Below are 22886 nucleotides of genomic sequence, written 5' to 3'. Positions count from 1 at the left end.
CGTGTCCAGCATCGGAACCACGACCGAGACCGCCTCCGTCGCCGGGACCGGGGACGACGACCGGCCGATCGCGGTGAGCTACCGCCAGGTCGGCCGCACCTTCACCACCGCCAAGCGGACCTTCACCGCGGTGCAGGGGATCGACCTCGACATCCGCAAGGGCGAGTTCATCTGCATCATCGGCCCCAGCGGCTGCGGCAAGAGCACCCTGCTCAACATGGCGGCCGGCCTGCTCACCCAGAGCACCGGCGAGGTCCTCTACGACGGCAGGCCGATCCGCGGCATCAACAACGACGTCGGCTACGTCACCCAGAAGGACACCCTGCTGCCCTGGCGGACCGTGGAGAAGAACGTCTCCCTCCCGCTCGAGGTGCAGAAGGTGCCGCGCCGCGAGCGCAAGGAGCGGGTGGCCGAGGTGCTCGACCTGGTCGGCCTCGGCCAGTACGGCAACAGGTACCCGTCTCAGCTGTCCGGCGGCATGCTCAAGCGCGCCGCCCTCGCGCAGACCCTGGTCTACCGGCCCAACACGCTGCTCATGGACGAGCCCTTCGGCGCTCTCGACGCCCAGCTCCGGCTCAACCTGCAGCGCCAGACCCTGGAGATCTGGGAACGCGAGCGCAAGACCGTGCTGTTCGTGACCCACGACCTCGAAGAGGCCATCCTCATGGCCGACCGCGTCGTCGTGTTCGGCGCCAACCCGGGCCGGATCATCCACGTCGAGCCCATCACCTTCGCCCGGCCCCGCGACTTCGGATCGCTGCGCTCGGACCCCGAGTTCGCCGCGGTCTGGTCTCGGCTGTGGGCGCTGCTCAGCCCGCAGATGGAGGATCACTGATGTCCACCTCCGACACGATCGAGGCCGGCCGGGCGGACCAGGCGGGGGCCGCGCCGCGGCCGGTCGACCAGCCGGCCGTCTCGGGCGGGCTCAACCCGCGGCTGGCCCGCCGCCTGATGATCACCGTGATCCAGTGCGTGCTGCTCGTCGCCGGGCTCGTGACGTGGGAGTACTTCGCCGGCAAGCCCGGTGAGCCGCACGTCCTCATCGACCAGTACTACGTCAGCAAGCCGTCCCTCATCTGGGAGGCGATGACCCTCTGGCTCACGCAGAACCTGCTCTGGCCGAGCCTGTGGGTCACGCTGCAGACGACGGTGATCGGGTTCGTGCTGGGCGCGCTCGCCGGCCTCGTGGCCGGGTTCGTCCTCGGCGTCAGCCCGTTCCTCGCCGCCGTCTGCCAGCCCTTCGTGGACGCGATCTACGCGATCCCGCGCCTGGCCCTGGTGCCGCTGTTCATGCTCTGGTTCGGCATCGGCATCGGCTCCAAGCTGGCCCTGGTCATCAGCGTGGTCGCCTTCCTCGTCTTCTACTCGACGTACGCGGGCGTCAAGGACGTCGACCACCTCCTGGTCGACAAGCTCCGGCTCATGCGGGCCAGCCGCATGCAGGTGCACCTGAAGGCCACCCTGCCGTCCGCGATGACGTTCATCATCTCCGGCCTGAGCGTCTCGGCCCCGTACGCGCTCGTCGTCGCGGTGACCGCCGAGATGATGTCGTCCAACCGCGGGCTCGGCTACCTGCTCGTGCAGTCGGCCAACCAGTTCGACACCGCGGGCACGTTCGCCGCGATCTTCGTCCTCATGATCGTGGGCATCGTCCTGATGCTGCTGATCCGGCTCATGGAGATGTGGCTGCTCCGCTGGAAGCCCAAGCGGCCGGCCGGGCGATCCTGATGGAGACGTTCATCGCGCTCGGCCCCGCCGAGATCCTGGGCGCCGCCGGCGGGGCCGTCTGGACGCTGGCCCGCGACATCGGCGAGAACGAGAGCGTGTTCGCCGCCCTGGCGCTCACCCGCGCCGCCGACGCCGGCACGCTCGGCCACGCGCTCAGGGACGTCGCCTGGCGGGCCGTGCCGCAGACCGGCTGGGTCGGCCCCGAGGGCGCGGCCGCCGAGGTCGCGCCGGAGGACCAGCGGGAGGTCTTCGTCGTCTTCAATAACGCCGTCCCCGGCAAGGAGGACGAGTACGCCCGCTGGTACGACCAGGTGCACCTCGGCCACACCTTCGAGCACATCGGGTTCGCGGGCGCCCAGCGCTTCGCCCTGGAGCCGGTCGGCGCGCAGAGCCCGCCCTACCGGTACGTCACCGTGTACGCCGTGCCCGAGGGCGGGATCGACCGGTGCGAGGCCCGCCGGGTCGCCGTGGGGAGGCAGCGCGAGCACGCGCTCCGGGCGGGGGAGGAGCCCCAGGTGCCGGTGAGCGACGCGCTCACGGGTCCCCGTCACGCCAACTACTTCAGAAAGGCCACCGCCGATGTCTGATGTGTCCGGCCTGCGGTTCCTCATCACCGGTGGCGCGAGCGGCATCGGCGCCGAGACCGCGCGCCTGGCCGCGAGCCGGGGCGCGACCGTCGTCATCGCCGACATCGACGACGAGGCCGGCAAGCGGGTGGCCGCCGAGATCGGCCCCCGGGCCGACTACGTGCACGGTGACGTGAGCGATCCGGCGTCCATCACCGAGATGGTGGAGCGGGCCGCGGCGCTCGCCGGCGGCCTCGACGTGCTGCACAACAACGCCGGCGTGTCCGACGCCGTGGTGAGCCGCCGCCTCGGCATCGAGGAGTTCGGCGCCGAGGAGTGGGACCGGGTGCACGCGATCAACCTGCGCGCACCGTACCTCGCCGCCCGCGCCGCGCTGCCGTACCTGCGGCGCAGCGAGAACCCGTCGATCATCAACGCCGCCTCGATCGCCGCCGGTCTGGCCCGGCCGCACACGCTCGCGTACGCGGCCAGCAAGGCCGGGGTGGTCCAGCTGACCCGCAGCCTGGCCCTGGAGCTCGCCCCCGACGGCATCCGGGTCAACTGCTACGCCCCCGGCATGATCGAGACCGAGATGGCCGCCCGCTACCTCGCCTCCAGGCCCGATCCCGAGGCCACCCGCAGGGACGTCATGGCCAACTACCTGAGCCGGTCCGCCGGCCGGCCGCGGGACGTGGCCGAGGTCGTCTGCTTCCTGGCGAGCCCGGCCGCGGCGTTCGTCAACGGCGCGGCGTGGGGCGTCGACGGCGGGTTCACCGCCTGGAAGGCCACCGGGGCCGAGCTCGAATCGTGAGGAGTTGTGATGACTGATCGTGGTCTTCCGGAGCTGTTGTCCCCGGAGGTCGCCGCCGACCCGCACGCGTTCTACCGCCGGCTGCGCGCCGAGGCCCCGGTCGTCTGGGACGAGAGCGTGCGCGCCTACCTGGTCAGCAGGTACGAGGACGTCGCGCGGGTCTACAGGAACCCGGTCTTCAGCACGAAGGCGTACGAGTGGCAGCTCGAACCGGTGCACGGCAAGACGATCCTGCAGATGGACGGCACCGAGCACGCCAGGCACCGGGCCCTGGTCTCGCCCGCGTTCCGGGGCAGGAGCCTGGAGCGGCTGCACCCGATGCTGATGCGCAACGCGGCCGCCGTCATCGACGAGGTCGTGCTGCGCGCCGCCGAGGACCTCGCCGGGCCGCTGGCCGACCGTCACCGGGCCGACCTGGTGCGCGACTTCGCCAACTACTTCCCGGTGTACGTGATCGCCGACCTGCTCGGCTTCGACAAGGAGGACCACCCGCGGTTCCTGCGGTGGTACACCGCCGTCATCCGGGTCATCTCCAACCTGGGCCGCGACCCGGGGATCATCGCCGAGGCGGCGGCCGTACGAGCGGAGATCAGCGCCTTCGTCACCCCGTTCATCGCCGAGCGGCGCGCGAACCCGGGTGAGGACCTGCTCTCGGTGCTGGCGAGCGCCGAGATCGACGGCGAGCCGCTCACCGACGACGAGATCAGGGCGTACGTCAGCCTCCTGCTGACGGCCGGCGCGGAGACGACCGACAAGACGTTCGCGAGCCTGTTCCGCAACCTGCTCGCCGACCCGGACCAGTTCGAGCGCATCAGGAAGGATCGCTCGCTGGTCATCAGGGCGATCGCCGAGACGCTCCGGTTCTCCCCGCCGACGCAGATCAACACCCGGGAGACCACGGAGGACGTCGAGCTCGCCGGCGTGACCATCCCGTCGGGCTCCACGGTGCTGGTCCTCATCGGCTCGGCCAACCGGGACGACCGGCGCTACGCCGACCCGGACCGGTTCGTCCTGGAACGCGAGGACCTGGACGCCGGCAAGGCGTTCTCCGGCGCGGCTGACCACCTGGCCTTCGGCTCCGGGCGGCACTTCTGCCTGGGGGCGATGCTGGCGCGCGCCGAGCTGGAGATCGGCGTGAACCTCTTCCTCGACCGCTTCCCCGACATGCGGCTGGCCGATCCCGGCGCGGCGACCGACGTCGGGCTGAAGATGCGCGGGCCGCAGACCGTGCCCGTGACGCTGTAGCGGGCCCAGTGGAACCGGCCGCCGGGACCGTCCGGACCGTCCGGACCGTCCGGGCCGTGTGGGCCTCTCGGGCCTCACGGCCGGGAACGGCCGCGGGGCGGGCGTGGCGGGCGTGGTGGGCGGCCATCCTCATGCTCGCGGCGGTGGTGTCCACGCCGATCCTCGTGGGCGTGCTCGCCGTCCAGATCCAGGCCGGCCTCGGCATCGGCGACGCCCTGCTCGGGCTCTGCGTCACCGCCTTCTGGGCGTGCACGGGGCTCAGCGCCGTGATCGGGGGCAGGCTGATCGACCGCGCCGGCTGGCGGCGGGCGGCCCTGGCGGGGCTGACGGTGAGCCTGCTGAGCCAGATCGGCGTCGCCACCAGCGGGTCGGCTCCTGCGCTGCTGGCCTGGCTGGTCGTGGCCGGTCTGGGGTACGGGGTGGTCTCGCCCGCCAGCAACCTGGTGGTGGTGAAGGAGATCCCCGCCCGGCTGCGGGGCACGGCGCTGGGCGCCAAGCAGTCGGCGACGCCCGTCGTCGCCCGGCTGGCCGGGCTCGCCGTCCCACTGGTGGCGCTGACCATCGGCTGGCAGTGGGCCTTCGCGATGGCCACCCTCCTGACCGTGGCAGCGGCCACCGTCAGCCTCCCACCCCGCCCCGCGACCCCCACCCCGCCACCCCCGAAGGGCCCGGTGCCGGGCACCGGTGACGGGCCGGCGCCTCGCACCCCCGTCCCGGCCGGTCCCACGCCGACAGCCCCTGACGGGTCGGTGGTGGGCACCCCCGTTCCGGCCTGGCCTGCGCCCACGGACGCCGGCGGGCCGGTGGTGGGCGCTCCTGTTCCGGGCGGTCCCACCCCCACAGGCCCTGTTCCGGCCTGGCCTGCGCCCACGGACGCCGGCGGGCCGGTGGTGGGCGCTCCTGTTCCGGGCGGTCCCACCCCCACAGCCCCTGTTCCGGCCTGGCCTGCGCCCACGGCCGGTCACGGGCCGGTGGTGGGCGCTCCTGTTCCGGGCGGTCCCACCCCCACAGCCCCCGACGAGCTGAGGTCGAGGACCCGGATCCCGGGTGGGTCGGGGTCGGTGGCGGGGGGTTCCGGGCTGGGGATCTCGCTCGTGCGGGTGTCCGCGATCGCCGGGTTCGGCACGGTGGCGATCGGGTCGCTCACCACCTTCACGGTGAGCACGCTCACCCGTACCGGTATCGACGTCAGCACCGCCGGGCTGATCATCTCCGGCACGAGCCTCGCCTCGCTGGGCGTGCGGCTCGGCGCGGGACGGCTGGCCGACCGGCGCGGGTCGGACGGGTTCCGGCCCGCCGCCGCGATGATCCTGGCCTGTGCCGCGGGCACGCTGGCGATGGCGTCGGGCGTCACCGCGATCACCGTGGCCGGCGCCGTCGTCGCCTTCTGCGGGGCCTGGGGCTGGCCCGCGCTGCTGCTCATGGGCGTGCTGGGCCGGCATCCGGAACGGCCGGGGGTGGCCGGGGCGAGGTTCCAGCTGGGCACCGCGCTGGGCGCGGCCACCGGTCCGCTGCTGTTCGCCGGCGTGTCCGGCGTCGCGGGACAGCCCGCCGCCTGGCTCGCGGTGACGGCGTGCACGGTGACCTCGGCGGCTCTCGTGCCCCGGCGGGACCAGATTGGCGAAACAGGATAATCATATGCAACAATACGAATCCGCCTGAGCCGGACGTCCCCCGCCCGAACCTGGAGTGCCCGCATGAACCTGGAACTCGACGGCAAGGTCGCCATCGTCACCGGAGCGAGCCGCGGCCTGGGCGCCGCGGCCGTGCGCAGCCTGGTGGCCGAGGGCGTCAACGTGGTGGCCGCCGCCCGCTCCGGCGACGAGCTGGACAAGCTGGCCGCCGAGGCGCCGGGCCGGATCGCCGGCGTGGTGTGCGACATGCGCGACGCGGCGGGGCTGTCCGCCCTGCCGGAGCGGGCGCTGCGGGAGTTCGGCCGGCTGGACATCCTCGTCAACAACGCCGGCATCGCGCCCGCGGGGAAGTTCCTGGACGCCACCGCCGAGCTGCTGGAGGACGTCTTCGCGGTCAACGTGGTGGCCCCCGCCCTGCTCGCCCGCGCCTGCGGCGAGATCTTCGTCGGGCAGGGCGCGGGCAAGGTCATCAACGTCGCCTCCATCTCCGGGGTGCGCGGCAAGGGCAGCCTGGCGGTCTACTCGGCGTCCAAGGGCGCGCTGGTCCGGCTCACCGAGGCGCTGGCCGCCGAGTGGTCACGGCACGGCGTCCAGGTCAACGCGATCGCCCCCGGCGCGTTCGCCACCGAGGCGCAGCGCGCGGTGCTGGACGACCCCGAGACGCTGCGCCGCCGGGTCGCGAAGATCCCGGCCCGCCGGGTCGCCGACCCCGCGGAGATCGGCGCCCTGGTCTGCTACCTGGCCTCGCCGCTGAGCGGTTTCGTCAGCGGGTCCACGTACGTCATCGACGGCGGCGAGACCGCCAAGATCTGAGGAGAGTGTTGTGAACGGCTTCCGGCTCAGCGAAGAGCAACTTCACCTGCGTGAGGTCGCCGCGAAGGTGGCCAAGGAGGTGTACGCCCCCCAGGCCGCGCGGTGGGACCTCGAACGCGCGCCGCTGCCCGCCGAGGAGGTGACCCGCCTGGCCGAGCTGGGCTTCCTGGGCCTGGCCCTGCCCGAGGAGTACGGCGGCGCGGGCGGCACCCTGCTGGACGCGCTGATCGTGATCGAGGAGCTGGCCAAGGAGTGCCGCTCGGCCGCGTTCCAGGTGTTCGAGGCGAACGTGGGACCGGCCCGGGTGCTGGAGTTCTCCGGCACCGAGGAGCAGCGCAGGACTTACCTGCCGAAGGTGGCCTCCGGCGAGGTCACGATGGCGATCGGCATCTCCGAGCCCGACGCCGGCTCCGCCGCCACCGACATGACCACCCGGGCCGTGCTGGAGGGCGACGCGTACGTCATCAACGGCACCAAGCGGTGGATCTCCAACGGCGGTCACGCCGACCACTACCTGCTCTACTGCCGGCTCGATGACGAGCCGGGGTCCAAGGGCATCGGCGCGATCATCGTCCCGGCCGACACGCCGGGCCTGTCGTTCGGGCAGCGGGAGCGGCTGATGGGCTGGCGGACCATCCCGTCGGCCGACCTGATCTTCGAGGACGCCCGGGTGCCCGCCGAGAACCTGGTGGTCGGGCCCGGCGGTTTCCGCGACCTGTTCGGCGTCTTCTCCATCGAGCGGCTCGGCAACTCCACCATGAGCCTGGCCATCGGGCAGGCCGCGCTGGACCGGGCCGTCGCCTACGTGCAGGAGCGCAGGCAGTTCGGCCGGCTACTGGTCGAGTTCCAGAACGTGCAGATGACCGTCGCCGACATGGCGCTGCAGGTGGAGGCGGCGCGGCTGCTCATCTACCGGGCCGCGGCCAACGCCGGGCGCGGCCTGCCGGATCCGCTGGAGGTCTCGCTGGCCAAGTGCTTCGCCAACGAGATGGGCAAGCGGGTCTCCGACCTGGGCATGCAGATGCACGGCGGCAACGGCTACACCGAGGAGTTCGGCCTGGAGGCGCTGCACCGCGACGCGCACGGCTGGGCCATCGCCGGTGGCACGCCCGCCATCCAGCGGGTCAGGATCGCCTCAGAGCTGTTCGGCCGGGGCTTCGACCAGCGTCCGGCGGCCGTCCGATGAGCGGGGCCGAGTTCGAGCTGCCCGAGCGCTACCACGGGTTGCGCGAGGAGGCGGCGGCGCTCGCGGCGTCGGTCGCGCATCTCGCCGACGGGGCGGACGAGGCCGACGCGATCGACCCCGGCATGCGGGCGGCGCTCGCGGCGAGCGGGCTGGCCGCCGTCTGCGTGCCCGCCGCGTACGGCGGCCGGTACGAGCGGATCGACTCGCTGGCCGTGGCCGTCGTGCGCGAGCAGCTGGCCGCCGAGAGCGCCCACCTGGACTCGCTCTTCGCCATGCAGGGCATCGGCAGCTACGCGCTCGCCCAGGGCGGCGCCCCCGAGCTGCGCGAGCGGTGGCTGCCCCGGGTGGCCGCGCTGGACGCGATCGCCGCACTCGGGCTGACCGAGCCCGGCATCGGCTCCGACCTGCGCGGCACCGCCACCACCGTGGTCGAGGACGGCGACGAGCTGGTGGTCACCGGGCACAAGTCCTTCATCACCAACGGCGGCGACGCCGACTTCTACTGCGTGCTCGGCGCGGAGGACGCGGGCCTGACCATGGTGCTGGTGCCCGCGGACGCGCCCGGCCTGACCACCACCCGGCCGCACCAGATCATCGCCCCGCACGTCCTCGGCGACGTGCTGCTGGACGGGGTCCGGGTGCCGCGGGCGTGGCGGCTGGGCGAGCCGGGCAAGGGCATGAAGCTCGGCCTGGCCACGCTGGCGACCTTCCGGGTCTCGGTGGCCGCCGCCGCCGTCGGCACCGCGCAGGCGGCGCTGAAGGAGGCCACCGTGCACACCGCGAACCGCGAGCAGTTCGGCCGCCCGCTGATCCGGCTCGGCGCCGTGGCCGACCAGCTCGCCCGGTCGTGGACCGAGATCGAGATGGCCCGCTCGTTCACCTACCGTGCGGCCGCGGCGGCCTCCCGCGACCCGCTGGGCAGCCTGCACCTGTCCTCGATGGCCAAGGTGGCGGCCACGGAGACGGCCGGGCGCGTGGTGGACCGGTGCGTCCAGGTGATGGGCCGGTTCGGGCTGGTCAGGGGGTCGAAGATCGAGCGTCTCTACCGGGCGGCCCGGCCGATGCGCATCTACGAGGGAGCCACCGAGGTCATCTTCGACTCGCTCTCCCGCAAGCTGGTCAAGGAGCTCGCCACATGATCATCGACGCGCACGCGCACGTCTGGCCGGACGAGATCGCCCGCAAGGTGCTGGCCGACCGGCCGGTCGGCCTGGACCCGGTGCACGACGGCACCCTGGACGGCCTGCGGGCCACCATGGACGCGGCGGGCATCGACCTGGCGGTCTGCCTGGCCGTGGCCAACGTGGCCCGGCACGTGGCCGGCACCAACCGGTTCATCGGCGGCATCGACCGGAGCAGGTTCATCCCGTTCGGCACCGTGCACCCCGAGCTCTCGGTCGAGGAGAACCTCGCCTCGCTGAAGGACAACGGGATCCCCGGCGTGAAGCTGCACCCGCTGTTCCAGGAGCTGTCGCTGGGCGACCCGCGGGTGGTGGAGCTGCTGTCCGCGCTGGCCGAGGAGGGCATCGCCGTCATCACCCACGTGGGCGCGGGCGGCGACGAGGCGGCCAACGAGCGCGGCGCCTCGCGGCACGTGCCCGCCCTGGCCGAACGGATCCCCGGGCTGACCCTGATCGCCTGCCACTTCGGCGGCTATCACCGGCTGGAGGACGCCGAGGACGTGGTGGCCGGCTCCGGCGCGGTGCTGGAGACGTCCTGGCCGCCCAGCCTGGCGACCCTGCCGCCGGACAGGGTACGGAAGATCATCGAGAGACACGGGGCCGGCCGCGTGGTGTTCGGCTCCGACTGGCCGATGACCGACCCGGCGGCGGAGATCGCCGCGGTGCGGGCGCTGGGGCTGCCGCCGGAGGACGAGGCCGCGATCCTCGGCGGGAACCTGGCGCGGCTTCTCGGCCTCTCATGACCGTGGTGCCGCCGCGTGTCCCCCGGCCCGCGGCGGCACCACGCAACCCCGCTACCAGGAGGGATTCCCTGGGCCCGGTCGATTGACGCCACTGAATCTATGCGTAAGATTAGCATCAAGAAAGATTGTGATGGGGAGCAGCGAGTGAAGACTGTCCGGCTGGGTGCGGGAATGGCTTTCTGGGGGGACAGCGTGCTCCCCGCCGTCCAGATGGTGGAGCGCGGAGAGATCGACTACCTCTGCTGCGACCATCTGGCCGAGCTGACGATGTCGATCCTGAGCAAGCAGAGGTCCCGCAACCCCGAGTACGGCTACACCCGCGACGTGCTCGACCTGCTGCGCCTCAGCATCCGCCAGTGCGTGGCCAACGGCGTCAAGGTCATCACCGACGCCGGCGGCGCCAACCCGCGCTCGTGCGCCGAGCGGGTCGCCGAGCTGTGCAAGGACCTCGGCCTGACCGGCGTCCGCATCGCGGTGGTGACCGGCGACGACATCAGCGGCGACATCGACCGCCTGATCGCCCAAGGCGTCTCGTTCACCAACATGGACACGGGGGAGCCCTTCGCCTCGGTCCGCGACCGGCTCACCCACGCCAACGTCTACACCGGCGCCGACGGCATCGTGACAGCTCTGGAGCAGGGCGCCGACATCGTCATCTGCGGCCGGGTCACCGACATCGCGCTCTACCTGGGGCCGCTGCGGCACGAGTTCGGCTGGGCCGCCGACGACTGGGAGCGGCTCGGCATGGCCACCGTCGTCGCGCACGCCATCGAGTGCGGCGGCCAGGCCACCGGCGGCCTCTACGACGGCGGCTGGTGGAAGACCCCCGGCCTGGAGAACCTCGGCTACCCCATCGCCGACGTCAGCGAGGACGGCACCGCCGTCATCACCAAGACCCCCGGCAGCGGCGGCAGGGTCGACATCGGCACGGTCAGCGAGCAGCTCGTGTACGAGATCCTCGACCCGGCCAACTACCTCACCGCCGACGTCACCGCCGACTTCTCCGGTGTCCGGCTCACCGAGGTCGGCCCCGACCAGGTCCGCATCACCGGCGGCACCGGCCGCGCCCGGCCGGACACGCTCAAGGTCAACATGGGCTACCGGGCCGGGTTCATCGGCGAGGTGCAGTTCACCTACACCTGGCCCGACGCCTACGCCAAGGCCCGCCGCGGCATCGAGTTCCTGGAGAACCGGCTCGCCCGGGCCGGCTTCAAGGCCGACGACGTGAACATCGAGCACGTCGGGCGCAACTCCATGTGGGGCGACCGGGTGCCCGAGCCCGACCCGGCGGACGACGACCTGCTGGAGCTCGTGGTGCGCTACGCCGCCCGCTGCCCGGACGAGACAGAGGCGCGCAAGGTCTTCACCGAAAGCGTCCCGCTCTACAACAACGGCCCGGCCGGCGTGGGCGGGATCGGCACCCGCCCGCCGCTGAAGGAGCTGTTCTCGCTCTGGCCGTGCCTGATCCCGCGTGAGCACGTGACCGCGGCCGTCGACATCCTGGAGGTCTGAGATGGCGAACATCAGGGTCGCCGACATCGCCCACGGCCGCTCGGGCGACAAGGGCGACGTGTGCAACGTCGGCCTGGTCGCCTACGACGACGCCGGATACGCCACGCTGAGGAGCGAGCTCACCGAGGAACGGGTCAAGGAGCACTTCGGCTCCCTCGTCCGGGGCACCGTCACCCGCTACGAGCTGCCCGGCATCAAGGCGCTCAACTTCGTCCTCACCGGCGCGCTGGACGGCGGGGGCACCCGCTCGCTCCGCTCGGACCACCTGGGCAAGGTCATGTACGCCTGGCTGCTGCGCATGGAGATCACCGCCGCCGACGGCGTCCCCACCTACCCGACGGGACCGCGGCCGGAGGAGGTCGCGTGATCACCGTCACCGGCGCCGAGGCCGCTGTCCAGACGCTCTTCCATCCCCGGTCCGTCGCCGTGATCGGCGCGTCGAGCAAGCCCGGCACGCTCAGCTGGTGGCCGCTGCGCCTGCTCGTCCAGTACGGGTTCGCGGGCGGCGTCTACCCGGTCAACCCGTCCCGCAGCGAGATCGAGGGCGTGCCCTGCGTCGGCTCGCTCGCCGACGTCGGGGAGCCCGTCGACCTCGCGGTCATCGCGCTCAACGCCAAGAACACCGTCCAGGCGGTGCGCGACTGCGCCGCCGCCGGGGTCAAGGTCGCCGTGCTGCCCTCGCAGGGCTTCGGCGAGACCGGCGAGGACGGCCGCGCGCTCGAACGCGAGATCCTGGCCGCCGCCGGGCAGAGCGGGCTGCGCATCGTCGGCCCCAACACCGACGGCGTCGGCAACCTGGCCACCGGCGCGCTCGCCACCATCCAGCCCATCTTCGGGGAGGGCGTCCTGCCCGGTCAGGTCGCGGTGATCACGCAGAGCGGCGCCACCGCCGCCTCCCTGATCAGGCGGCTCAAGGAGGAGGGCATCGGCACCCGGCTCTACGCCAGCGCCGGCAACGAGATCGACCTGGGCCTGGCCGACTACCTGTCGGTGGCCCTGCAGGATCCCGAGGTGTCGATGGTGGTCTCGTTCGTCGAGGCCATCCGGCGCGCGGACGACTTCGTCCGGGTGGCCGAGCTGGCCGCCGAACTGGGCAAGCCGATCGTGCTCATCAAGGTCGGCAGGACCGAGCAGGCCGCCCGCCGGGCCGCCGCCCACACCGGCGCGCTGGCCGGCGCCGACGAGATCTACCAGGCGGTCTTCGACTCGCTCGGGATCATCCGGGTGGACGAGCTCGGCGAGGTCGTGGCGGTCGCCAAGTTCTACCTGTCGCGCGGGCTGCCCCAGGACGACGGCGTGGCCATCATGTCCGTCTCCGGCGGGCAGGCCGGCGCGCTCGCCGACCGCGCGGCCCGCTCCGGCGTGACCGTGCCCGACCTCGGCCCGGCGGCCACCGCCGAGCTGGAAGAGCTGCTGGACTTCGGCACCGCCATCAACCCGTGCGACCTGACCGGCGAGGTGGCCAGGAACAGCGGCCTGGCCACCGCCGCCTACACCGCCTTCGACGCCGACCCGGCCGTCTCCACCGTCGTGTACGCGCGCAAGGAGCTCACCGGCGACGCCGGGCGGCGCGCCTCCGAGCGGATCGCCAGGGCCGCCGCGCCGAAGGAACGCACCCCGCTGGCGATCTACTCCATGGACGGGCGGCTCAACGACGAGGAGAAGACCGCGTTCGCCGAAGCGGACATCCCCGTCTTCACCTCGGCCGCCGAGCTGTTCACCGCGGTCCGCACGCTGGCCGCCCACCGGCGCGCCGCCGCCCGCGCCCGCGCCAGGAAGACCGTCCGGGCGGCTCGCGGGCCCGTACCCCGCGAGCTGCCCGGCCGCTCCGGCCCGCTGGACGAGGCGGAGACCAAGGCGCTGCTCGCCGAGTACGGGATCGCCGTCCCCGCCGAGGCCCTGGCCACGACCGCGGACGACGCGGTGGCCCACGCCGGCCGGATCGGCTATCCGGTCGTGCTCAAGGTGGCCGACGCCCGCGTCCCGCACAAGACCGAGATCGGCGGCGTCGCGGTCGGCCTGGCCGACGCCGGCGCCGTCCGGGCCGCCTACGCGGGGATCGACGCCCGCGCGCGGGCGCACCTCGGCGACGCGCCCGCGGGCGTGCTGGTGCAGCAGCAGATCGTCGACGGCGTCGAGATGATCGCCGGTCTCGTGGTGGACCCCCAGTTCGGCCCGTTCGTGCTGCTGGGCAGCGGGGGAGTGCTCACCGAGCTGCTCTCCGACGCGGTGCTCAGGCCCGCGCCGGTGGAGCCGGACGAGGTGCGCGACATGCTCGGCGAGCTGCGCGGGCGCAAGCTGCTCACCGGCTTCCGCGGCTCCGCGCCCGCCGACGTGGCCGCCCTGGCCGACACCGTCAGCGCCCTGTCCAGGCTCGGCGCCGACCACGCGGGACGCATCGCGGAGCTGGACCTCAACCCCGTGCTCGTCCGCCCCGCCGGTCACGGCGCGGTCGCGGTCGACGCACTGATCATTCTCGGCGAAGCGGAGGAGAGCCGATGAGCACCGGCGAGAAGATCCTGGTGACCAGGCGCGGCAGCCTCGGGCTCGTCACGCTCAACCGCGCCGGGGAACGCAACCCCCTGGACCAGGAGACGGCGGCCGGGCTGCGCGACGCCCTGGGCGAGCTGTTCGCCGACCCGGGGGTCCGCTCGATCGCGGTGACCGGCGACGGCGACGCGTTCTGCGCCGGAGGCGATCTGCGGCAGATGCGCGCGCTCGCCGAAGGCGACGTCGAGGACGCCTACCTGTGGCCCGGCGCCATCGTCGACCTGCACCGGCTCATGCTGGAGGCGCCCAAGCCGGTGATCGCCGCGGTCGACGGCCCCGCCTACGCCGGCGGCATGGGCCTGGCCGGCATGTGCGACGTCATCCTGGCCACGCCGAAGGCCCGGTTCGCGTTGCCCGAGGTGAAGATCGGGCTCTTCCCGATGATCATCGTGGCGCACCTGGCCCGGTCGCTGCCCCGCAAGCGGCTGCTGGAGATGATGCTGACCGGCGAGAGCATCGACGCCGGCGAGGCGCACCGGCTCGGCTTCGTCAGCAAGATCTACCCCGACCGCGAGGGCCTGATGGCCGGGCTGGACGCGTACGCGGGGAAGTTCGAGGCGGTCAGCCCGGCGGCCGTCCGGCTCGGCAGGCGGGCCTTCACCCTGCTCTCCGACCTGCCCGCCGGACAGGCCCTGGACGCCGCCCAGTTCCTCAACCTGCCGTTCTTCCTCGGCGGCGACCTGCGCGAAGGCGCCCAGGCGTTCTTCGACCGGCGCCCGCCCCGCTGGACGGACACCCCCGACGAGCTGGAGAAGACCTCATGAGAACCGCTGTGGTCGTCGACGCGGTCCGTTCGCCGATGGGGAAGGGCAAGCTCGGCGGCGCGCTCGCCGAGCTGCACGCCGTCGAGCTGCTCGCCCAGGTGCTGGCCGGGCTCGTGCACCGTACCGGCATCGACCCCGGCACCGTCGAGGACGTGATCATCGGCTGCGTCAGCCAGGCGGCCGACCAGTCCGTCACCCCCGGCCGGATGGCCTGGCTGGCGGCCGGGTTCCCCGAGCACGTGCCCGCCACCACCATCGACCGCCGGTGCGGGTCCAGCCAGCAGTCCCTGCACTTCGCCGCCCAAGGGGTGCTCTCCGGCGCCTACGACGTGGTCATCGCGGGCGGCGTGGAGTCGATGAGCCGGGTGCCGATGGGCTCGGCGCGGATGGGCCGCGACCCGTACGGGCCCTCCGTGACCGAGAGGTACGCCCCCGGCCTCGTCTCCCAGGGCGTCGCGGCCGAGCTGGTGGCGGCCAGGTGGGCGCTGGAGCGCGAGGCGCTCGACGCCTACGCGGCCCGCTCGCACCAGCGGGCCGCCGCCGCGGCCGAGGCGGGACACTTCCACGACGAGATCGTGCCGATCACCGTGCCCGGCGGCACCGTCGTCGACGCCGACGAGACCATCAGGCCGGGCACCACAACCGAACGCCTGGCCGGGCTCAAGCCCGCCTTCCAGGACGAGGAGGCCGCCCGGCGCTTCCCGGAGATCGGCTGGCGGGTCACCGCGGGCAACTCCTCGCAGATCACCGACGGCGCCAGCGCCGTGCTGGTGATGAGCGAGGAGCGGGCCGAGCGGCTCGGCCTGACCCCGCTGGCACGCTTTCACGCCTTCTCGGTGTGCGGCGACGACCCGGTCATGATGCTCACCGCCCCCGTCCCGGCCACGGCCATGGTGCTGGAGCGGGCCGGGCTCGGCATCGGGGACGTCGACCACGCCGAGGTCAACGAGGCCTTCGCCTCGGTACCCCTCGCCTGGCAGGCCGAACACCCGGTCGCCGACGAGGTGCTGAACCCGGTCGGCGGCGCCATCGCGCTCGGCCACCCGCTGGGCGCCTCCGGCACCCGGCTCTTCACCAGCATGCTGTGGAACCTGCGCCGCACCGGCGGACGCTGGGGGCTGCAGACCATGTGCGAGGCCGGCGGCATGGCCAACGCGACCGTCGTCGAACGTCTGTGAACAGGAGTTCAACCCCGTGAAAGTAGAAGGATCCGTCGCGCTCGTCACCGGAGGCGCGTCCGGCCTCGGCCGGGCGACCGCCGCCCGGCTCGCCGAGGGCGGCGCGCAGGTCGTCATCGCCGACCTGCCGGGCTCGCCCGGCGAGCAGGTGGCGGCGGAGCTCGGCTGCCGGTTCGCGCCCGCCGACGTCACCGACACCGAGCAGGTGACGGCCGCCCTCGACGCCGCCGCCGGACTCGGCCCGCTCCGCGTGCTCGTGCACTGCGCGGGCCGCGGCGGCTCGGTGCGCGTCGTGGACCGGGAAGGCGCGCCCGGCTCGCTGGAGGACTACACCCGCATCGTCACCACCAACCTGATCGGCTCGTACAACGTGGTGCGGCTGGCCGCGGCCCGCATGTCCGCCGCGGAGCCGGTGGACGGCGAGCGCGGCGTGTGCGTGCTGACCGCCTCCGTCGCCGCCTACGAAGGCCAGATCGGCCAGGTCGCGTACGCCTCCTCCAAGGCCGGCGTGGTGGGCATGACGCTGGTGGCGGCCCGCGACCTGGCGCGGCGGCTGATCCGGGTGTGCAGCATCGCCCCCGGCGTGTTCGACACCCCGATGCTCGGCAGGCTGCCGGAGAACGTGCGCACCTCGCTCGCCGCGGCCGTGCCGCACCCCAGCAGGCTCGGCGACCCCGCCGACTACGCCGCCCTGGCCGAGCACATCGTCACCAACCCGATGCTGAACGGCGAGACCATCCGGCTCGACGGCGCGATCAGGATGGGCCCCCGATGAGCGCCCCCGTCCTGGTGGCCGACGAGGGCCCCGTCCGCGTGATCACCATCAACCGGCCGCAGGCGCGCAACGCCGTCGACCTCGCCGTCGCCGAGGGCATCGAGCGGGCCGTCGACACGTACGAGGAGACTCCCTCCCTGCGTGCCGCCGTCATCACCGGCGCGGGCGGCACCTTCTGCGCCGGCATGGACCTGAAGGGCTTCCTGCGCGGCGAGCGTCCCTCCACGGCCAGGAGCGGGTTCGCCGGGCTGGTCGAGCGTCCCCCGAGCAAGCCGCTCATCGCCGCGGTCGAGGGCTACGCGCTGGCCGGCGGGTTCGAGATCGTGCTCGCCTGCGACCTGATCGTGGCCTCCGAGTCGGCCGTGTTCGCGCTGCCCGAGGTGGCGCGCGGGCTCGTCGCGGCCGGGGGTGGGCTGCTGCGCCTGCAGCACCGGCTGCCCTACCACCTGGCCATGGAGCTGGCGATCACCGGCAGGCGGCTGAGCGCCGCCGACGCCGCCGCGCACGGCCTGCTCAACCGGCTGGTGCCCGAGGGCGGGGCGGCCGAGGCCGCGGTGGAGCTGGCGCACGCCGTGGCGGCGAACGGGCCGCTGGCGGTGGCGGCCAGCAAGAAGATCATGACCCAGTCGGCGTACTGGCCGCCGGAGCAGGCGTTCGACCGGCAGCGCGAGATCTCCGAACCCGTCCGGTCCTCCCAGGACGCCATCGAGGGCGCCCGCGCCTTCACCGAGAAGCGGGCCCCCGTCTGGCAGGGACGTTGACAGGAGTGACCATGCGAGAAGCCTTCATCGTCGGCGCGGTGCGGTCCGCGGTGGGCCGCCGCCGCGGTGGGCTGTCCGGCATCCATCCGGCCGACCTCGGCGCGGAGGTCGTGGCCGCGCTGCTGGAGCGCGCCGGCATCGCCGGCGAGGACGTGGACGACGTCGTGTTCGGCTGCGTCAGCCAGATCGGCGCCCAGTCGACCAACATCGCCAGGATCGTGGCGCTCTCGGCCGGACTGCCCGAGTCGGTGCCCGGCACCACCGTCGACCGGCAGTGCGGCTCCTCCCAGCAGGCCGTCCACTTCGCCGCGCAGGCCGTCGCGTCCGGCGCGCAGGACCTCGTGGTCGCGGGCGGCGTCGAGGTGATGAGCCTGATCCCGATCGCCTCCTCCGCCCTCGTCGGCGCCGACGCCGGCCTGGGCATGCCCAGGGGCGGCCGCAAGTGGGCGGAACGCTACGGCGACCAGGAGATCAGCCAGTTCCACGGCGCGGAGCTGATCGCCGCCAAGTGGGACGTGAGCCGCGCGGAGATGGAGGAGTTCGCGCTGGCCAGTCACCGGCGGGCCGCCGAGGCGGCCGGGGCCGGGCTCTTCGCCGACGAGATCGTCCCGGTCGCCGGGCTGACCGCCGACGAGGGCCCGCGTCCCGCGACCACCCTGGAGAAGATGGCCGGACTCCAGCCGCTCGTCCCCGGCGGCCGGCTGACCGCCGCCACCTCCAGCCAGATCTCCGACGGCGCCGCCGCGCTGGCCGTCGCCTCCGGCGAGGTGGTGCGCAGGCTCGGGCTCACGCCGCTGGCCCGCGTGCACAGCACGGCGGTGGTCGGCTCGGACCCGGTGCTCATGCTGACCGGCCCGATCCCGGCCACCGACGCGGTGCTGCGCCGGGCCGGGCTCCGGCTGGACGACATGGACGTCTTCGAGGTGAACGAGGCCTTCGCCTCGGTCGTCCTGGCCTGGCAGCGCGAGACCGGGGCGCCCGCCGACCGGGTCAACCCGCTCGGCGGCGCCATCGCGCTCGGCCACCCGCTCGGCGCGACCGGGGCGCGGCTGATGACCACCCTCGTCCACCACCTGCGCCGCAACGGCCTCCGTTACGGCCTGCAGACCATGTGCGAGGGCGGCGGCATGGCCAACGCCACGATCGTCGAGGCGCTCTGACGGTCATGCCTCCAGCGTGACGATCTCGCGGATCCGCAGGTCGCCGTGCGCGTCGACCACGCGGGCGCCGTCGGCGTCGCGGACCAGCGTGCCCCAGCCCGTCGGGAGCAGGAGCGGCAGGCGGCCGTGACCGCGCGGAGCCAGGGTGAGCCGCTCGCGGGTGGCGTCATAGGACGCCCCCGCGAGCGCGTCGAGCACCGACCACCCGGCCATGGCCCGCACGTAGTGGTCGCCGCACTCGACCTGGTTGTACGGGTTGCGCCGGGTGCCGTCGTAACGCCGCCAGAGCCCGTCGAGGATCGCCCGCGCCTCCTCCTCCAGCCCCTCCCAGAGGCAGTGCGCCGCGACCTGGTACTCGCTGCCGGTCCACACCTCGTCGCAGTAGCGGGTGGGCACGGCGGGCCGGCCGCCGAGCGGCCAGGTGCACATGAGCAGCCCGGTGTCGTCCTCGTCGGCGAACACCCGGTAGGGATGGTCGAAGTCGCGGAAGCCCTTGCGCAGGTTGTGCGCGACCACGGCGCGCAGCGCCGAGACGACGTGCTCGCGCGGCAGCAGGTGGCCGAGGCCGAGCTGGTGCGCCCACCACTGGCCGATGAGCTGGTCGGCCAGGCAGCCTTCGAGCCACTGGAACTCGGAGGAGTCGCCTTCCTCCAGCTTCTGCACGTAGTACGAGCCGTTGAAGAGCGCCCGGTCGTAGCCTGCGCTGCCGCGGGCGAACAGCTCGCGCAGCTCCGCGGCGAGCTCCGGCTCACCGGCGAGCACCGCCATCTCCTCGGCGGCGCGCAGCGCGGCCAGCCAGAGCGTGCCCATGAACGGGTTGAGCCCGCACAGGTCGATGTCGTGGGTGGACGGCTGGATCCCGTGCAGCGAGCCGGTGCCCTCCGGGTCCCAGGTCGTCCGCACGTGCGCCAGCAGGCGCTTCACCCCGGGCCAGTACGCGCCCGGCTCGGCGCCGTGCCGCACCTCGCGGTAGGTCTTGAGCACCGCGCCGAGCATGCCGTCGAGCGCGGGCTCGCCCGGGCCGCCGATGGGCACGCCCCACAGCTGGCGCAGGTAGGTCGGCGCGATCACCCGGTGCGGCAGATAGCCCTCCGGCGCCTGCATGACCTCGAACTCGGTGGCGCGCATGCTCCGCTCCAGCGACGGGAAGAGCTTGGCCACCGCCTGCGCGTAGTTCCAGACGTGGGTGCAGTTGAGCGGGCAGGAGCCGCCGACGTCGCCCGACCACATCACGGTCGAGGCGCCGAGCACCCCCTCGAAGCCGAAGAACGCCCCGTCGGCCGTGCGGAAGCACGACGGGCTGCGCAGGATCGACGCCTGCGCGGCCAGGTGTTCGACCGCCCCCGGCGGCAGGTCGGCGTCGGCCAGGGTGCCGGTCCAGGACAGCGAGGCGGCGCGGAGGTCGCCCCAGCGTTCGCGCACGTGCGCCGTCACGTCGAGGGCGTCGGCGAAGCGGGTGGCGTAGGCGTTGCCGAGCCAGAACCGGGTCGGCCCCCACTGCGGGTTCGGCGGGCCGAACTGCACGAAGTCCGCGTACCGGTTCGGGAAGTGCCACGCCAGGCAGAGCCGGACCTCGCGCGACTCCCCGGGCGGCAGGATCATCGGCGCGACGACGCCGCCGTTCCACGTCTGACCCGCCGGGCTCGGCCCGAACGCCTGCTGCGGCCCGCTGGCCTGGTAGTCCGCCAGCCAGGACGCGTGCCGGGCCCGCTCGGCGTCCCCGTAGACCGCGCGCCCGGCCAGGAAGCCGAGGAACTCGTCGGGATGCGTCCACTGCGGCAGCACCGCCGCGTCGGCCGCGTCCACGGTCAGCACCGCCTGCCCCGCACCGGCGGCGGCCGGGTCGGCCGCCGGGTTCTCCATGACCAGCGAGGTCCAGCCACCGGCGCGGCGCACCCGGTTGACGTTGCCGCCGTAACCGGCGGCGCGCACGCCGTCGACCGGGGTGGTGCCGTCGTGCCCGACCGGGTTCTGCACGGCCGCGGCCAGCCACACCTGCGCGGTCAGCGGACCGGGATTGGTGATCGTGAAGGTGAACAGCGCGGCCGGGATGGAGCTCTCGTCCACGTCGAGCGGGATCAGCGGGTTGAACGCCTCCAGCCCGACCTCGACGGGCAGGCCGTGGTACTCCAGGTGGGCGAACGGGTACAGGCCGCGGAACGTCGTCCCGCTCACCGCCCGCCGGGTGCGCAGCAGGTCGCGCTGCCACGCGGGCACGTGGTCGTCGTTCACCAGCGGCGTGGCCGGGCCGTCCGGGGTGCGCGCCTGCAGCACGAACAGCTCGTCGGAAGGCGGCTCCCACGTGCTGACCCGCAGTGCGAAGAAGGTGTACGGCAGCACGCCGCGATGGTTGCCGCAGTTCTGCAGCTGCCACTGGCGCAGCCCGCCGTCGGCGCAGATGGCGACGTTGCCGGTGCCGATCCCGCCCAGGGGCATGGCCACGTGCCTGCCCTCGTCGTGCGGGACGGGCCGGGCCGCGCCGAGGCCGCCGCTCACTTGAACCCCGCGATCCGCACGCCCCGGATGATGTGCCGCTGGAAGATCAGGAACAGCAGGATGACGGGCAGGGCGGCCAGCGTGGACCCGGCCATGAGCAGGCCGTGCTCGCTGCTCCGCTCCGAGCGGAAGGTCGCCAGATACTGCTGGATCGGGAAGAGCTCAGGTTCGGTGATGGTCAGCACGGGCCAGATGTAGGAGTTCCAGAACAGCAGGAACGAGGTGGCCCCGACGACCACGAACGCGCCCTTCGACAGCGGGATGAAGATGTGGCGGAAGATCCGCCACGGCCCCGCCCCGTCGAGCTGGGCCGCCTCCTCCAGCGACGCCGGCACCGCCAGGAAGAACTGGCGCAGGAAGAAGACCTGCACGCCCGCCGCCGCGCCGGGGAGCACCAGCACCGCCAGGCTGTCCAGCATGCCCAGCTGGGTGACCACGATGAACGAGGTCAGCAGGATCGCGATGCCGGGGACGAACATCGTGGTGATGACGATGACCCACACCGTGCGCTTGAAGGCGAAGTCCAGCCGGGCGAAGGCGTAGGCGCCCAGCGCGTTGACCACCAGGCTCAGCGCCGCGAACAGCGAGGCGCCGACGAACGTGAACCCCAGCGAGCGCACGAACGCCTCGTCGGCCAGCAGCTGGGCGTAGTTGTCCCAGCGCCACATCTCGGGGAAGAACTGGAACGGGGTGGCCACGACCTCGGTCTTCGCCTTGAACCCGGCCATCGCGAGCCAGGCCAGCGGGAACAACGTGGCGACGATGAAGACCACCGCCACGCCGTACCTGAGGATCCAGCCGAGCGAGCCTCTCATGCGTCCATCGCCTTCTCTGACTTGACCAGCCGGAAGATGATCGCCGACACCGTGCCGAGCACGGCGAACAGCAGCAGCGCCGCGGCGATCGAGTATCCGACGTACAGGTCGGTGTTGAAGTGCTGCAGGATGAACAGGTTCGGCAGGTTGGTGGAGTTCACCGGCCCGCCCTGCGTCATCAGCAGCGGCAGGATGAGGAACTGCAGCGACGCCGCGAACCCGGTCACCAGCAGGAACAGGATGACGTTCTTCATCAGCGGCAGCGTGATCCTGAACATCTTGGTCAGCGGGCCGGCCCCGTCCAGCGAGGCGCACTCGTAGTAGGTCTCCGGGATGTCGAGCAGGCCGGCCAGCATGATCAGGGAGGCCACGCCCATGCCGATCCAGATCGCCGGGACCGCCATCGCCGGCAGTGCGGTGGCCGTGTCGCCGAGCCAGGGGATCGCCTCGATGCCGAAGAAGTCGAGGAACCAGTTGAGCAGCCCGCCGCGGTGGGTGTAGATGAGCGTGAACACGATGGCCGCGATCACCTCGGAGATCACCGCGGGGATGTAGATCGTCACCTTCATGAGGGTGGCCATCCGCCGGCTGACCGACTTGACCAGGTTGGCGAAGATGAACGCGATCGTGATCTGGATCGGCACCACGATGGCGGAGAACAGCAGGCCGCGCGACACCGAGTTGACGAACTCCGCGTCGGTGAGCACGTTGAGGTAGTTCTCCAGCCCGACGAAGACGGCCGGGTCGTAGAAGCTCCAGGTGAAGAAGCTGATGTAGACCGCGTGGATCAGCGGCCAGATCACGAAGACGCCGAGCAGGATCAGCAGCGGGGCCAGCAGGATGAAGGCCGTCCGGTTGTTCCGCCGCGGCCGGGCGCGGGCGGCGGCGCGGTCCCTGACGCGGGTGGCCCGCAGTGACGTGACAGCCACGGGCACTCCTTTCTCCGCCGCCGGTCACGCGCTGACCGG

The 22886-nt window shown here is 72.9% G+C and carries 21 protein-coding genes; 18 read left to right on the top strand and 3 right to left on the bottom strand.

Going from position 1 to position 22886, the window contains the following annotated elements:
• Position 1: 1 nt before the first annotated feature.
• The 18 genes from ACGFI7_RS36705 (at position 2) to ACGFI7_RS36620 (ending at position 18607) form a co-directional block, all read left to right on the top strand.
• A complete protein-coding gene (locus ACGFI7_RS36705) occupies positions 2–835 on the top strand; it encodes an ABC transporter ATP-binding protein (protein WP_393412971.1) in 834 nt (277 codons plus the stop codon).
• The gene (locus ACGFI7_RS36700) at positions 835–1728 is read left to right on the top strand and encodes an ABC transporter permease (protein ID WP_393412969.1); all 894 of its coding nucleotides are present in this window, start codon (positions 835–837) and stop codon (positions 1726–1728) included. Before ACGFI7_RS36705 ends, ACGFI7_RS36700 begins: the two co-directional genes overlap by 1 nt.
• Positions 1683–2315 carry a hypothetical protein gene (locus ACGFI7_RS36695; RefSeq protein ID WP_393412967.1) on the top strand — a complete coding sequence of 211 codons (633 nt, stop codon included), beginning with the start codon at positions 1683–1685 and terminating at the stop codon, positions 2313–2315. Before ACGFI7_RS36700 ends, ACGFI7_RS36695 begins: the two co-directional genes overlap by 46 nt.
• Complete coding sequence (locus ACGFI7_RS36690) at positions 2308–3105, top strand: SDR family NAD(P)-dependent oxidoreductase (protein ID WP_393412965.1); 798 nt, start codon at positions 2308–2310, stop codon at positions 3103–3105. Before ACGFI7_RS36695 ends, ACGFI7_RS36690 begins: the two co-directional genes overlap by 8 nt.
• Positions 3106–3114: 9 nt before the next feature.
• The gene (locus ACGFI7_RS36685) at positions 3115–4350 is read left to right on the top strand and encodes a cytochrome P450 (protein WP_393412963.1); all 1236 of its coding nucleotides are present in this window, start codon (positions 3115–3117) and stop codon (positions 4348–4350) included.
• Positions 4351–4406: 56 nt separating this feature from the next.
• Positions 4407–5984 (top strand): MFS transporter, encoded by a 1578-nt coding sequence (locus tag ACGFI7_RS36680; RefSeq protein WP_393412961.1) that lies wholly within the window; start codon positions 4407–4409, stop codon positions 5982–5984.
• Between the two features lie 63 nt (positions 5985–6047).
• Entirely contained in the window at positions 6048–6797 is a 750-nt protein-coding gene (locus tag ACGFI7_RS36675) for an SDR family NAD(P)-dependent oxidoreductase (RefSeq protein WP_393412959.1), read from the top strand.
• Positions 6798–6807: 10 nt separating this feature from the next.
• On the top strand, positions 6808–7983 hold the full coding sequence (locus tag ACGFI7_RS36670; protein ID WP_393412957.1) for an acyl-CoA dehydrogenase family protein: 1176 nt from the start codon (positions 6808–6810) through the stop codon (positions 7981–7983).
• Positions 7980–9122 carry an acyl-CoA dehydrogenase family protein gene (locus tag ACGFI7_RS36665; protein ID WP_393412955.1) on the top strand — a complete coding sequence of 381 codons (1143 nt, stop codon included), beginning with the start codon at positions 7980–7982 and terminating at the stop codon, positions 9120–9122. The genes ACGFI7_RS36670 and ACGFI7_RS36665 overlap by 4 nt, the downstream gene beginning before the upstream one ends.
• A complete protein-coding gene (locus ACGFI7_RS36660) occupies positions 9119–9907 on the top strand; it encodes an amidohydrolase family protein (RefSeq protein ID WP_393412953.1) in 789 nt (262 codons plus the stop codon). Before ACGFI7_RS36665 ends, ACGFI7_RS36660 begins: the two co-directional genes overlap by 4 nt.
• 171 nt (positions 9908–10078) lie before the next feature.
• Positions 10079–11419 (top strand): acyclic terpene utilization AtuA family protein, encoded by a 1341-nt coding sequence (locus ACGFI7_RS36655; protein WP_393412951.1) that lies wholly within the window; start codon positions 10079–10081, stop codon positions 11417–11419.
• Position 11420: 1 nt separating this feature from the next.
• On the top strand, positions 11421–11786 hold the full coding sequence (locus tag ACGFI7_RS36650) for a hypothetical protein (RefSeq protein ID WP_393412949.1): 366 nt from the start codon (positions 11421–11423) through the stop codon (positions 11784–11786).
• Entirely contained in the window at positions 11783–13921 is a 2139-nt protein-coding gene (locus ACGFI7_RS36645) for an acetate--CoA ligase family protein (protein ID WP_393412947.1), read from the top strand. The genes ACGFI7_RS36650 and ACGFI7_RS36645 overlap by 4 nt, the downstream gene beginning before the upstream one ends.
• A complete protein-coding gene (locus ACGFI7_RS36640; protein ID WP_393412945.1) occupies positions 13918–14733 on the top strand; it encodes an enoyl-CoA hydratase/isomerase family protein in 816 nt (271 codons plus the stop codon). Before ACGFI7_RS36645 ends, ACGFI7_RS36640 begins: the two co-directional genes overlap by 4 nt.
• Entirely contained in the window at positions 14730–15911 is a 1182-nt protein-coding gene (locus ACGFI7_RS36635; RefSeq protein WP_393412943.1) for a thiolase family protein, read from the top strand. Before ACGFI7_RS36640 ends, ACGFI7_RS36635 begins: the two co-directional genes overlap by 4 nt.
• Before the next feature lie 16 nt (positions 15912–15927).
• The gene (locus ACGFI7_RS36630) at positions 15928–16686 is read left to right on the top strand and encodes an SDR family NAD(P)-dependent oxidoreductase (RefSeq protein ID WP_393412941.1); all 759 of its coding nucleotides are present in this window, start codon (positions 15928–15930) and stop codon (positions 16684–16686) included.
• The gene (locus ACGFI7_RS36625) at positions 16683–17447 is read left to right on the top strand and encodes a crotonase/enoyl-CoA hydratase family protein (protein ID WP_393412939.1); all 765 of its coding nucleotides are present in this window, start codon (positions 16683–16685) and stop codon (positions 17445–17447) included. The genes ACGFI7_RS36630 and ACGFI7_RS36625 overlap by 4 nt, the downstream gene beginning before the upstream one ends.
• An 11-nt stretch (positions 17448–17458) precedes the next feature.
• Positions 17459–18607, top strand: coding sequence for an acetyl-CoA C-acyltransferase (locus tag ACGFI7_RS36620; protein ID WP_393412937.1), 1149 nt, complete (start codon positions 17459–17461; stop codon positions 18605–18607).
• Positions 18608–18610: 3 nt separating this feature from the next.
• Here the strand turns inward: ACGFI7_RS36620 and ACGFI7_RS36615 are convergent, their stop codons facing one another.
• From ACGFI7_RS36615 to ACGFI7_RS36605, 3 genes are read right to left on the bottom strand one after another with little or no spacing between them, the layout of a single operon-like run.
• Entirely contained in the window at positions 18611–21103 is a 2493-nt protein-coding gene (locus tag ACGFI7_RS36615) for a GH116 family glycosyl-hydrolase (RefSeq protein WP_393412935.1), read from the bottom strand.
• Positions 21100–21918, bottom strand: a complete 819-nt coding sequence (locus ACGFI7_RS36610) for a carbohydrate ABC transporter permease (protein ID WP_393412933.1) — start codon at positions 21916–21918, stop codon at positions 21100–21102. Before ACGFI7_RS36610 ends, ACGFI7_RS36615 begins: the two co-directional genes overlap by 4 nt.
• Positions 21915–22847: a carbohydrate ABC transporter permease gene (locus ACGFI7_RS36605; protein WP_393412931.1), complete on the bottom strand. Its 933-nt coding sequence runs from the start codon at positions 22845–22847 to the stop codon at positions 21915–21917. The genes ACGFI7_RS36610 and ACGFI7_RS36605 overlap by 4 nt, the downstream gene beginning before the upstream one ends.
• Positions 22848–22886 lie beyond the last annotated feature (39 nt).

Source organism: Nonomuraea sp. NPDC048826 (genome assembly GCF_043198225.1).
Lineage (GTDB): Bacteria > Actinomycetota > Actinomycetes > Streptosporangiales > Streptosporangiaceae > Nonomuraea.
Note: the sequence above shows the minus strand (reverse complement) of the source record. Positions and strands in the feature narration are given on the sequence as shown.